At 56.3% G+C, this 12,451-nt stretch carries 12 protein-coding genes and 2 pseudogenes; 5 read left to right on the plus strand and 9 right to left on the minus strand.

What is annotated here, in order from left to right; translation table 11 throughout:
* The first annotated feature begins 215 nt into the window (after positions 1-215).
* Positions 216-1,529, plus strand: a pseudogene (locus tag DR039_RS09390) (ISL3 family transposase).
* Between the two features lie 285 nt (positions 1,530-1,814).
* Here the strand turns inward: DR039_RS09390 and DR039_RS11575 are convergent.
* The 8 genes and pseudogenes from DR039_RS11575 to DR039_RS09435 all read right to left on the minus strand — a co-directional run bounded on the left by DR039_RS11575 (position 1,815) and on the right by DR039_RS09435 (position 8,597).
* Entirely contained in the window at positions 1,815-2,615 is an 801-nt protein-coding gene (locus tag DR039_RS11575) for a hypothetical protein (protein WP_229116920.1), read from the minus strand.
* Positions 2,612-3,490, minus strand: a complete 879-nt coding sequence (locus DR039_RS09405; RefSeq protein ID WP_111837120.1) for an ABC transporter ATP-binding protein — start codon at positions 3,488-3,490, stop codon at positions 2,612-2,614. Before DR039_RS09405 ends, DR039_RS11575 begins: the two co-directional genes overlap by 4 nt.
* Before the next feature lie 348 nt (positions 3,491-3,838).
* A complete protein-coding gene (locus DR039_RS11820) occupies positions 3,839-4,216 on the minus strand; it encodes a transposase (protein WP_407641291.1) in 378 nt (125 codons plus the stop codon).
* A gap of 879 nt (positions 4,217-5,095) precedes the next feature.
* The gene (locus DR039_RS09415) at positions 5,096-6,622 is read right to left on the minus strand and encodes a recombinase family protein (protein ID WP_111837122.1); all 1,527 of its coding nucleotides are present in this window, start codon (positions 6,620-6,622) and stop codon (positions 5,096-5,098) included.
* Between the two features lie 68 nt (positions 6,623-6,690).
* The gene (locus DR039_RS09420) at positions 6,691-6,879 is read right to left on the minus strand and encodes an AsnC family transcriptional regulator (RefSeq protein WP_197719049.1); all 189 of its coding nucleotides are present in this window, start codon (positions 6,877-6,879) and stop codon (positions 6,691-6,693) included.
* Entirely contained in the window at positions 6,876-7,283 is a 408-nt protein-coding gene (locus DR039_RS09425) for a helix-turn-helix domain-containing protein (protein WP_111837123.1), read from the minus strand. The genes DR039_RS09420 and DR039_RS09425 overlap by 4 nt, the downstream gene beginning before the upstream one ends.
* A gap of 169 nt (positions 7,284-7,452) precedes the next feature.
* Positions 7,453-8,136, minus strand: a pseudogene (locus DR039_RS09430) (N-acetylmuramoyl-L-alanine amidase); the annotation flags it as partial.
* Complete coding sequence (locus DR039_RS09435; protein WP_111837124.1) at positions 8,133-8,597, minus strand: phage holin family protein; 465 nt, start codon at positions 8,595-8,597, stop codon at positions 8,133-8,135. The gene DR039_RS09435 and the pseudogene DR039_RS09430, both read right to left, overlap by 4 nt.
* Here DR039_RS09435 and DR039_RS09440 point away from each other — a divergent pair.
* Both DR039_RS09440 and DR039_RS11825 read left to right on the plus strand, forming a co-directional pair.
* Entirely contained in the window at positions 8,571-9,146 is a 576-nt protein-coding gene (locus DR039_RS09440) for a hypothetical protein (RefSeq protein ID WP_111837125.1), read from the plus strand. The genes DR039_RS09435 and DR039_RS09440 overlap by 27 nt on opposite strands.
* A gap of 624 nt (positions 9,147-9,770) precedes the next feature.
* On the plus strand, positions 9,771-10,016 hold the full coding sequence (locus DR039_RS11825; RefSeq protein ID WP_111837126.1) for a transposase: 246 nt from the start codon (positions 9,771-9,773) through the stop codon (positions 10,014-10,016).
* A gap of 25 nt (positions 10,017-10,041) precedes the next feature.
* On the opposite strand, the gene DR039_RS09450 is transcribed toward DR039_RS11825, so the two are convergent.
* A complete protein-coding gene (locus tag DR039_RS09450) occupies positions 10,042-11,286 on the minus strand; it encodes an IS256 family transposase (RefSeq protein WP_111837127.1) in 1,245 nt (414 codons plus the stop codon).
* A 134-nt stretch (positions 11,287-11,420) separates the two neighbouring features.
* Between DR039_RS09450 and DR039_RS11830 the strand changes: the two genes are divergently transcribed.
* Positions 11,421-11,843 carry an IS3 family transposase gene (locus DR039_RS11830; protein WP_407641292.1) on the plus strand — a complete coding sequence of 141 codons (423 nt, stop codon included), beginning with the start codon at positions 11,421-11,423 and terminating at the stop codon, positions 11,841-11,843.
* A gap of 101 nt (positions 11,844-11,944) precedes the next feature.
* Positions 11,945-12,415 carry an integrase core domain-containing protein gene (locus tag DR039_RS09460; protein ID WP_111837129.1) on the plus strand — a complete coding sequence of 157 codons (471 nt, stop codon included), beginning with the start codon at positions 11,945-11,947 and terminating at the stop codon, positions 12,413-12,415.
* Positions 12,416-12,451 lie beyond the last annotated feature (36 nt).

Raw genomic sequence — 12,451 nt, forward strand, 5'->3', positions numbered from 1 at the left:
TCCGGCTTGTAGTTTGCCGTTTGTTAAGTGGCTGGACTTAGTCATGTTCTTCGCGAGGGAGGATTCCAAGCTTTACGGAATTTATCGGCTCTTCGTGTTTTGGGGTGCGTAGCTGACCGCGGAGCCCGGTTCGGGGTGGGACAACATGTTGGGGGTCCTGGCCGGTACAAGATGAGAGTTACTACGCTTGCATCTGACCGAACCAGGACCCTACTGTGCAGCCTAGTGGCAACCTCGTCGCAGACACCATCTGCCGCACGGCAGAAATCGGCTTGACGATCACCGGAGCCGCCGACGCCGCAACCTTCACCATCATCGACGCCGCCCCGGTCGCTGTCGAGGGGCACTGCCCCGACTGCACCCAAGGCGGGAAACTGCGTGATCACACTGTCTGCCGACTGGTTGACCTGCCGGTCGTGGGGTTTTTCACCCGCCTGCACCTTCGTGTCCCCCGATTCACCTGCACCAATCAACAATGTCCCAGGAAAATCTTCCAAGCCTCCCTCAACTGCGCCAATGACGGGGCCAAGCTCACCCACCGGGTGACCGGCTGGATCCTCCAGCGACTGGCCATCGACCGGATGAGCGTGGCCGCCACCGCCAAGGCCCTCTAGGCGGGTTGGGAACTGGTCAATCAGGTCGCTGTGGACGCCTGCCGACAGCTCGTCTACGACAACCCCTCCCATCTGGACGGGGTGCGCATCCTCGGGGTGGATGAGCACGTGTGGAAGCACACCCGAAAGCCAGGCCAGCCGTCCAACCTGGTGACGATCCTGGTCGACCTCACCCCGCTGGCCGATGGCCGTGGGCCGGCCCGAGTACTGGATATCCGCCCAGGCCGCAGCGCGGACGTGCTGCGCACGTGGCTGCAGGAACGCGACCCTGGTTTTTGCAGCCAGGTGCAGGTGGTGACCATGGACGGCTTCACCGGCTAGGCCACCGCCGTCGACCAGGTACTGCCCCAGGCGAGGAAGGTGATGGATCCGTTCCACGTCGTGCATCTGGCAGCGGACAAGCTCACTGGCTGCCGCCAGAGGCTCCAACGTGAGACCACGGGGCGTCGTGGACGCAAGGATGATCTGCTGTACAAGCACCGGCGGACCTTGCTGACCAGGAGGAACTACCTCACCGAGCGGCAGAACAGGCGGTTGGACCTGTTGTGGGCCACCGATGACGAATACGTGGCACTCGAGGTCACGTGGATGTTCTACCAGGACATGATCCAGGCCTACGGGCACCCGAAGAAATCGGAGGGCAAGAAGTTGATGGAACGGATCATCAACACCCTGCGTATGGGCGTGCCGAAAGGGTTGGAGGAGCTGGCCCAGCTGGGTCGGACGTTGTGGCGTCGGCGCGAGGATGTGCTGGCTTACTTCGACATCGGGGCGTCCAACGGGCCGGTCGAGGCCATCAATGGCCGGCTAGAGCATCTACGGGAAACCGCCCTGGGGTTGCGCAACCTCGACCACTACATCTTGCGGTGCCTGATTCACTCCGGGCAGCTGCACACCCGGATCAACGCACTCTAAATCGTGAAGAGCCGGTTCACTTCTTCAAAGTCAGCCATCTTTTTCTCCTATCGGTCGTCGATGTTCTTGACTTGCTATCTTGACTTGCTAGCAGCACGCACGCGTACCCAAGCGACAGCTACCCCAAATCGCAGTGTCACTGAAGCACTGTGTAAAGGTAGCAAGGATGAGGGTTCCACATGGAATGGATGTACCACCTGAAGTATCAAGACTGTCTTCATCCAGTTCCACAGCGAATTCAAAATCTGGTTCGTTCACCATGCCTGCATTTCACCTCCTTTCAAACTAGTTTCTATACCTAAGCGGACGCCGCATGAAGAAGCAGTACCCTACCGCACCGATAATTAGACCGTAGAAAATCATCACTATCAGAGCTAGATTTCCGGGTAGACCGATCGCGGCTCGAACACCGGCAGTGCCTGCACCAGCATCCCAGCTACTTGCCCAGTTAAGAGGACCGAACAACCATTTAGTAAAAGACATTAGGGATTGAGAGCGGTTTGACGCTGCAGAGATGGTCGGCTCCACGAACAGCGAAAAAACCAAGAGTAGACTCATGACCACTGCAATATTATTGAAAACAAAACCCAGACCAGCACCAATTAAAGCCCATACCCATTGCAAGGCAAGCATGCGAAACGACGGGACGATTTGCGCTAGAGTGAAAAGCTCAATAGGCTGGTGGCATAACGCCAGAACTAAGGCGGAGAGCAAGTGATTCAGTACTGCGACTAAGCTTCCGAATATGCCGCCAAAAAGAACACTCGACCATATTAGTGCGCCAAAAGTACTTCTCTTGTCCAATGCAAGCAGATGTACACGTACTGACTGGGAACTCCGCAATACAGCAGTTGTAAGATACGCAGAGATCGCCAACGGGATAACATATCCGATTCTTCCAGAAAACGAATACAAATAGCTATAGGACACTCGTTCGATTGTCTCGCCACTGTAACTCGATGCAACTACGTAGGTCATCAGCAAGTTGAGTACCAACATAAAAACCATTAACACACCCGCAAGTAGCCAAAGCAGGCGATCACGATATTGCACCGAACGAGCATATACAGAAAGCTTAGCGATCATTCCGACGAGCCTCCGGAGACACGGAAATTGTGCGTTTTTAAGTGGTATAATTCGGTCAGAGAAACCCGGTGGAGATTATTTTCCATGATTTCAGCTAACGACAGCCCCTCCGGTCTTCCGGAGACACCGCTGGGTTCGTAGACATAAACCCACCTTTTACCACGATATACCACGTCTTGACCACTGGATCCCTCGGTTAGCTCGGAGCTTTCAAGACAAATGTATCTGTCTAGGTCTTCCATTGACTCTATAATACTGTCCAGATTGCCCTGATATATGACTTGCCCTTCCATCAGAAAAAGACAGCGATCAACGATTGCCTCTGCTTCGGCAAGGAGGTGTGTGGCAAATATGATTGCTTTCTGATTCAAAGCAAGCGCTTTAACTCTGCTGTTGAGCCATTCAATCCCGTCTGGATCCAATCCATTTAATGGCTCATCAAATATGAAAACATCTGGATCTTGAATTAGCGAGAGCGCAAGAGCAAGGCGTTGCTTATTTCCAGTTGATAACTTTACAACTCTATGATTCAGATATGGCGTCAGATTGCATTCATCGATTACATTATCGAGCAAGCCTGGACTACGTTTCAACGCACGGCGAAGCCCCTCTAGTTGGTCTATGACCCTGGTGTGAGGAAGTAGAAATAACTGCTCGAACACCCCACCACACGTGAATTGGCCGATATTAGCTACTTCGCCACTATCTTTCTTCAGGGTGCCCGTCAAAAGCGAGACTAGTGTACTCTTTCCTGCGCCGTTGGGCCCAAAAATACCCGTTACTTGGCCTTTAGGGAAGTCAGCATCAACTGGTCCGAGAATGAAGCCGTCAAAGACTTTAGTCAACCGGCGACATTCAAAGGATGGAGCCTTCATCGCGCTTCTCGCTCACGGTTTTTACCACGATAGTTAATGCACAGATGAACGCAATAAGAAAACACACTCCACCTACGGGCGGCAGACCTACGACCATAAAGACTAAGCCGAGTAGTACTGAAACAATCATTATAACCAACTCAACTGGTCGAGCTTTTAAAGCATCTCGAAGTTTCGAGTTACCATTACCATAATTTGCCATTATGCACCTCCACGTTGACGATAGCGGTATACTTACACCTTAAGTTGCCGGATGTCAAGTAAAGTCGGTGCTGGTGAGACACCGCCGACACCTCTGCGATAAACATCGCACTCACGCCGGCCTCAACCTTGAGGCTCGCACCGAGATCACCAGTCTCTAGACCCAGATGAACACGTATGGCGGTATGCCTCCAACAACGAGTTATCCAAAACTTCTTCCAGTGTTCCTCCTCCCCCGGAAGGAAGATGCGGCCTGATTCGCTTCTCAACCACGGCAGCCCTCATACCATTAGTGAAGCCTCTGGCGATGCGTCGGGTGAGTTCGATGAACCCGTTGATGGCTTCGGTGTTGCCATTGCTAGTTCCGTTGCTCGCGAAGTAACCCCAGAACACGTCACGCCACGGGTTGATGGTGCCTCTCAGGCGTGCAATCTGGAGGCTCGGGCAGGTCAAGAACACGTCAAGAACTATCTTCGCGATACGCAGTCCCTCAGCACGGTTGGCCTGCCAGTATGCCCCACGCAATTGTTGCGCGCAACGCCAAGCAATCTCGACCTCGATGCGTTGCTCGTTGGCGGTGAACGCCGCCTAGAGGCTAGCTTGCTGCCGGTCGGTGAGATTATCTTCCCCAGTTCGCAGAACGTTGCAGATCAGGTAGCGGATCATCCGTCTTGCAACCCCACTACCCGGGCGTCCAAATTGAGTGCAGCCGCCGAATGAGCACCCTTCAGTCACCCCCAGTGACCCCACAATCATGAATCCAAGCACATCGTTTCAACTCAAACCCAAAAACCCGTTAGCCGTAATGCCTTAAAACTAAGCCGTTAGGGAAAATATGTTCCCGCCTTTAGTACTTATCATAGAATCAACTAATTCTAGTATCAAATCACTGTAACAGATACACATTTCGACACCCTTCGGACACCATTTGACGCCCCCATAAACCTTTTGACGATGGCCTGCACTTTTTGATGCCCTAGGGGTCGGTGCCCCTGAAAAGCCTCCTGTACCCCAGACTCACCGCTCAGCAGACCCCAAACCACCGTCCAGTGCACCCACCCAGCGGACATCCACTCTCCCAGAAACCGCCTCTGACAAGCCAAAACGCCGCCCGTCCGGGCGAAACAAAAGGACGCTCACTTTGTATCAAAATGAGCGTCCTAGTGGTTACTTAGACGTTCATTTTGATACAAGGCTCTAGGTGGGTGCATGGAGCGGCTAGGTAGGTGCAAAACCCGAGTGGGTGGGTGCAAAAGTCGCGGGGTGGGTGCATGGGGACACTTCGCTTGAGTGTATGCTGATTCCCCCGGACGCCTAGGTGTGCTTACCTCCTTACCCAGGCGGAAGCGGCTATGGCTTCACCAAGACTGAGTGCTGTGGATCCCCAACGTTGATCACTGAGTTTCAGGCTTTGAAGTGAATCTCGATAGCGCCGTTAGAGGTGACGGTGGCGTGGTCGACGAGGTTGTTCCAGGCTTGGTCAGAGTATTCGAGGGGTGGCTGGCTGGCGAGGTAGTCGCGGACTTTGGTGGCCTGGGCTCGGCGGTATCGCAGATCATCGATCTGCTCGCTGATGTGTTGATGCTCGGCCTCGAGTTGCTGGTGCCGGTTTTCGAGCTCGTGGTAGCGGCGGTCGTAGTCGTCAGGGTCATGAGCTGTGGCGGCTGCGGTAGTGATGAGTTGATTCATCAGCGTGATGGTTTCTTCGATCCGTTCACCCAGTGTGGCCTGCTGGGTTTCAAGCACGGTGGTGTCGTAAACGGTTTCATCAAGCAGACGCATCGTCTCGTCAAGAACAGCATGGTCGGTGACGCGCTCGATGAGGGCTGCGACGAACGCGTCTTTGATCTGGTCTTCAGAGACGTGGGGCGTGGCGCAATTATGATCCTTTTTGTATTTGTTGTTGCAGCGCCAGATGTAGCGGCGGTATTTGCTCGTGGAGTGCCAGACTTTCCGCCCAAAACTGCCGCCGCAGTCAGAGCAGGTGATCGTGTTGGCGAAGGGGTGCGTGTTGGAGGTGCCTTTGCCTGCCCGGCGGGCGAGTTCTGCTTGGACAGCGTCCCAGGTGCCGTGGTTGATGATGGGTTCGTGGTTGCCGGTGACGTAGTACTGGGGCACTTCACCTTCGTTGACTTTCATGGTTTTGGTCAAGAAGTCGGTAGTGAAGCTCTTCTGTAGGAGCGCGTCGCCTTTGTATTTCTCGTTGGCCAGGATTGACCGCACAGTGGAGGGCGACCACACAGTTTTGCCGCGCGGGGTGGGGATCTGATCGGCTGTGAGTTCTTTGGCGATGGTTTGCGGTGTTGCTCCTTGAAGGAAGCGGGCGTAGATACGCCGCACGATCGGAGCTTGGGTTTCGTCGATGGCAAGGTTTCCGTCTTCGCCTTTCTTGTATCCGAGCAGTGAGGCGTAGGGCACCATGATTTTCCCGTCGGCGAAGCGTTTCCGGTGCCCCCACGTGACGTTCTCGGAGATGGAGCGGGATTCTTCTTGGGCAAGGCTGCTCATGATGGTAATGAGCAGTTCGCCTTTGGAATCAAGGGTCCAGATGTTCTCTTTTTCGAAGTACACCTCCACGCCTGCGTCTTTGAGCTGGCGGACGTAGGTGAGGGTATCGACGGTGTTGCGGGCGAACCGGGACACGCTTTTGGTGAGGACCAAATCGATTTTTCCGGCGAGGGCGTCGGTGATCATGGTTTTGAAGCCTTCGCGGTGTTTGGTGGTGGTGCCGGTGATACCTTCGTCAGCGTACATGCCTGCGAATTCCCACTCGCTGCGCGATTGGATGTGGCGGGTATAGTAGTCGATTTGCGCCTCGTAGGAGGAGGCTTGCTCTTCGGCCTCGGTGGACACCCGCGCATAGGCCGCAACCTTCAACCGCTGTGGCCGGGCTGGTTTTGCTGGGATCACCCTCATCTCACCCACGTGCATCACTCTCCTTTCGCCGCCCGCTTTCCTTTGTTGGCTAGGGGGTTGTGGTGGTTGCATCCATGTACGCTCTAAACCCGGGTTTTATCCAGTCGAACCCGCACAATCAGCGCCCCCACCACAGCTCCCGACTCGTCTGCGATTCGGGCGAGAACGGTGTTCGCTTCCTGTTCGGTGAGCGCCCCGGCCTGAGCAAGTTGATCGATGAAGTCCACCTGGCGGGTGAGGTCGACTTCGGCATCGAAGATCTCGCTGGTCATGGTCTGCCGCCTCGGGTGTTGAAGCGGTGGCGGATATAGCACGGGTGCGAGCAGTACTTGCGGTGCTTGTTTCCGTAGGCATCGAAACTCTCACCGCAGGCGGCGCAGGTGAAGGTGTAGATCGCTTGCCGGTTGAGCCGCTCCGGGTGGGCATGCCACCACGCCAGGCGGCACGCGTCGGAGCAGAACCTTTGCCCTGCTACCGTTGGCTCGATATGGCCGTTGCAGTGTTCGCAGGCCGTGGCAGGCACAACATCTGCCGCCTGGGCGGTGGTGATGTCGGCTCTGCGGCAGATCGACTTCACCGTGTTACGTGACATGCCCAAACTGGTAGCGATCTGCCCATACGACGCACCTCGGCGGCGTAGCTCCATCACTTGCTCACGGGTAATCTCACTCGCCACGGCGCTCTCCTCATCAGTAGGTCTCTACTGACAGGGCTTCGAGCCACCCCGATTTATAACCACCCACTCCCCCTTGGCCAGGAAAACGAAAAAAGGCCCCGCCACCACCTCGAAGCGAGGCAGCAGCGGGGCCATTGACTCATCGGTTGGGATGGAGTGTTTAGTAGCCGAGTTTCTGATTCACACGTTTCTGGACGGCGGCATAGTTCGCACCGAGCCTTCGGCGGCGTTCCTCGCCGTTGCCGTACTCGCCTCGGATCACCGCATCAGCCAGCGCGTCGATGTTGACGGAGGGCTTGGGCGCGGGCGGTGTGGGCTTTGCCGGTGGTGTCGGGGCGGGCTTGGTGCCGCTCATGCGGTCGTACCAGTACTGGGCGCGTGCCATGTAGGCCGCATGCTGGGAGCCTGCCAGCGAGGCCGGGCATTCGGTGGCAGAGAAATGCTTGTGGCCGAACACGTTCTTACCCCACGCTGGTCGTCCGAGCTTGTAGTAGTGGCAGATGGCCGCGACGAGGTGGGCACCGTTGTCGAGGCAGGCCTCGGAGATACGCCAGGGCTTGGAGGAAATGTCGGCGTGTTCGATACCGATGGAGGTGGTGTTAGCCTCCCAGTTGCCTGCATGCCAGGCGGTGTCGCGATCCCAGACGAGCTGGCCGATGCGACCGTTGGAGTCGACCTGGTAGTGGGCGGATGCTTGGCGGGTCTGCCACACATCCCAGATGGATTTGATGGTGAGGTTGCCTGCGTTGTGGTGGATGATGACCTTATTGATTTTCCGCCCGTTGCGGCCTTTGGTGTAGTGCTTGTTCATCAGCCGGTTTTCGTCGGCTTCGAAGGTGGCCCAGTTCTTCATGAGAGGTTCTCCTTTTTAGCTGGGGTGGTTTGGCTGGGGTGGTGTTCGAGGTCGGGTTTGCCTGTCACGTCACGGGTGATCAGATCCAGGGCGCGGCGAATGTGATCAGGCACGGGCAGCCCGAGCCGAGTGGCGTTTTCGATCAGGGAGATGCCTTCGTTGGACAGGTAGAACAGGATCGTGGCGGTTCGCAGCACGCCGGGGGTGCCGATGATATGGGTGTCAAGCAGGTGGGCGAGGCCGATGAGGGCGAAGAGTACGACTTTTCGGCTGATCCCTTTGAATCCGATCGCGGAGGATACGCGCCGTTCACTGATTGCGGCGAGCACGCCGGTGATGTAGTCGGCGATGACGAAGGCGATGAGGACGTAGATGAGGCCGTCGAGGCCTCCAAGGAAGGCGGCGATCGCGGCACCGATTCCGGCGATACCGGTTTGGATCGCGACCCAGATGGCTTTCACAGAGAGGTCTCCTACCCCAACCTCAACGACTACCGCTACGCCTCCTACTACCTCATCAAGAAAACCGACAACATCTCAGGGGTTAATTTGTGCGTACGTAACCGGCAAGACGCCCCATCACAGATAGAGAACTACACTCCCGTCCTCAACTCCTACGCAGCGCTATGGCACGAATACAAAGAAGCTACGACTTCCATCACACTGCTCAACGTCACCTGCCGAATCTTGGAGCACTACTTCCTCCAACTCTGCGGATACGACAGCGCCGACCTCACCACAACCCTGCTCAAAAACCACCGGGACAAATTCATCCACACCGATGCCAATGGCCAAGAAGACCTCGCCGACTACCACCTCGTCACATCCATGCTCACCTACATCAGCCACCACAAGAGCGGACTCGAAGACGACACCTACCTCATCGCCGAAGACCACGACCCCAACCAACTACGCCACATCTTCCGACTCCTCTTCACCCTCATGGGACAAGAACAGCACTACAAAATGATGGCCGGAGAGCATCGTGTTGCTCCACAATGGCACAGCTAGCATCTCCATTCGCAAGGCTAACTTTTACCGCCTTGCACTAAATTCACCTCTGCCCGCTGCAGGTCATCGTCGTTGTCATCCTTTCAAAGGGACAAAGTCGGCATTAGAACTACACAAACCGTAAACACCCCAACGAACACGGTCGCCCCATAACTGGACTCCTAAGAAATCTCTACGACCACAAGGACGGCACCGGCCAACACGGCCAACTCATCATCCTTAACAACACTGACGCCACCCCCACTACACACTTCGATGGTGAAGACACCACAGAACTCATCTTCGGCGAGCATGAAGCAGCAGACCGCTCCGCGCTACTCTTCGACCTCATGGAAAAACAGCCAGGTACGACAAAAAGCGAAGTGGAGAAGCCACGACTATGGGGTTAGACTCAATAATTAGTTAAGTCTATAGTTTCCCAATTTTTTCAGCTCCAAGTGACTTGAGTATTGTTTAATAAAGCCACGCATAGAAAGGTTGGTCTGGGCTGGATTAAATAGACCATGCGATTTGATAGTGTCTTCCGTGACAGCCCGTGTTGGGCAGGAAGACGAGTAATCATGAAGAAGTTTTCGAAGCACACCCCTTAAGCAGATTGTGGTCAAGCTCGACAAAGCCCGATCAATGAAAGCCTCGGGTAGTACCGTGGCCGAAGTCTGCCGTGATCTGGGTGCCAGCGAGGCAACCTACCATCGCTGGGTCAAGCAGTATGGCTCAATGTCTCGCAGCGAAGCCCGCCGTTTTAACCAGCTGCAGGAAGAAAACGCCAAGCTCAAGCGCCTGACTGGGGGAAGCAGAGTTGGAAAAAACGCTTCCCAAAGGAGTTGGCGGAAGCAAAATTCTGAGGTCAAGTCCCTTGTAGTGGTGTAACGGTGTTTTCCTCTCGTTTGGGGTTTTAGCCTGCGAGTGCGGGCATGTCGGTATCGGTCGTGGTTGTGGGTGTGGTGATCGGGTTGAGGCGGCTCTTGGCGAGGACTTCCAGGCCGAGGTAGCGGCGGCCTTGTGCCCATTCATTGGTTTGCTCGGCCAGGACGGCGCCGACGAGACGAACGATCGCTTCCCGGTTTGGGAAGATCCCAACCGCATCGGTGCGGCGTCGGATCTCGCGGTTCAGCCGTTCGGTGGGGTTGTTCGACCAGATCTGCTGCCAGACCTCGGTCGGGAAGCTGGTGAACGCGAGAATGTCAGCGCGGGCGGTATCGAGGTGGTCGGCGACGTCGGGGAGTTTCTCGGCGGTGTAGTCCAGTAGCCGGTCGAACTGGGCGTGAACAGCATCGGCGTCGGGCTGGTCATAGACGCAGTGGAGCATGGCCTTGACCGCCGGCCACAAGCTCTTGGGAGTGATGGACATATGGTTCGCGGCGTAGTGAGTGCGGCAACGCTGCCAGACGGCACCGGGCAGGTTCGCCGCGATCGCTTCCACGAGGCCTTGGTGCGCATCGGAGGTGACCAGCCGAACCCCGGACAGTCCTCGGGCGACCAGATCGGCGAAAAACTCGTTCCAGGCCGGGCCGGTCTCGCTCGTGGCGACCCGCATCCCTAAGACTTCGCGATGCCCGTCGGCGTTGCCCCCGGTGGTGAGCATGACGACCGCGTTGACCACACGACCTCCCTCGCGAACTTTCATCGTCAACGCGTCGGCGGTCACGAACGTGAACGGCCCAGCATCGCCTAGTGGGCGGTGTCGAAACTCGGCGACGTGCTCGTCCAACTCGGCGGCCATGCGAGAGACCTGGGACTTCGACAGCCGGTCGATTCCCAACGTCTTGACCAACTTGTCCATCCGGCGAGTACTGACTCCAGCGAGATAGCAGTCGGCAACAACAGTGATCAATGCGGACTCGGCGCGCTTGCGACGCTCCAGCAGCCACTCAGGGAAATAGGTGCCCTGGCGTAGTTTCGGGACCGCGATGTCCAAGGTCCCAACACGGGTATCGAGCAGTCGATGCCGGTAGCCGTTGCGCTGGGCCCGTCGGTCAGGATCTGGGCGGCCGTACTCGGCACCTGCAACCGCATCAGCATCCGCAGACAGCAACTCGTTGATCACGGTCTGCAACAGGTGACGCATCAGGTCCGGTGACGCCTCGGCAAGCAGTTCGCCAAGCAGCCCGGCAGGGTCGATAATATGGGTAGCGGTCATCGTGTGGCCTTTCGCGAGTGAGTTGTAGGAGACGAAACTCGAGGATCACGCGGTGACCGCCCTGCTGTCCAGCACGACCACCCCGCTACACCACTATGAGGGACTCAACTAATTCTGACCCCGGCACGTGGGATATGAAGCCATCGATTACGCCCTATCCATGGGCTATTCGGTGCGCTGTGCCTGACGGGTTATTTGGGGTATCCAGAGCGGCGTACTACAACGCCCGTAAACGCCAACAGGAACCCAGCGTGGATACCTACGCCGCTTTGCGTACTTGGCTGGTCACCTTCGCTAGCCAGCACCGACGCTGGGGTTATCGCCGCGTGTGGGTGAAAGCCCATAAGGCCGGTGTTAGCTGTGGCCGTGATGTGGTACACCGACTGTGGCGTAAGGAGGGTTTTGTGGGTTTTTCCTCACAAAGGCTGCTAAGCAGCCGGTGTTTGCCCGCACCGAACACCGCGCACGCAGCCAGCGGCACATCCTTAAGGATGTGTGGGCACTGGACTTTGCAGTTTGATAGCAACTCACCAGGGCAAAGCCTTCACAATCTGTAACGTCATCGACGAGTTCACCCGTGAGCATGGTGGTTTCGAGGTCGGTCGGTCAATAACCGCTTCTGTGGTGATTGATCTGCTGGAGAATTTAGCCGCTGTGCGTGGCGGCAGACCTTTCGGTGTTGCGTATGGATAACGGCCCGGAGTTCATAAGCGATGAGCTGACCCAATGGGCAGCCAAACAAGACAGCCTCGAAGCGTTCATTCCACCAGCAATGCCCTGGCATAACGGGTTTGTGGAGTCCTTCCACAACCGGCTACGTGACGAGCTGTTAGAAGACGAGATGTTCGACGACCCTGCCCATGCGTCGTACTGCCTGCGGCCGTGGTCGAAGCGCTATAATAACTATCATCCTCATTCGAGCCTAGGGTTTATCCCGCCGACTGAGTACGCCAACCAATGGCACCAAACCCAGGAAGGCACTCAAACCCCCGGTCATAAAAATCAGCCCGCCCCACTTCTCGTATGCAAACTGATTGAACTTCCGTGCACGACACGGAAGTTCATGTTGGCAATGCTGCGGTCGCGGAACATAGTAGCAGGTTGTTCTGATTTTCCAGGCAATTTGTAACCGGATTAAAACCACCCAAGTGAGAACTTTTCATGC

This window comes from Actinomyces bovis, assembly GCF_900444995.1.
In the GTDB taxonomy this organism is placed as follows: domain Bacteria; phylum Actinomycetota; class Actinomycetes; order Actinomycetales; family Actinomycetaceae; genus Actinomyces; species Actinomyces bovis.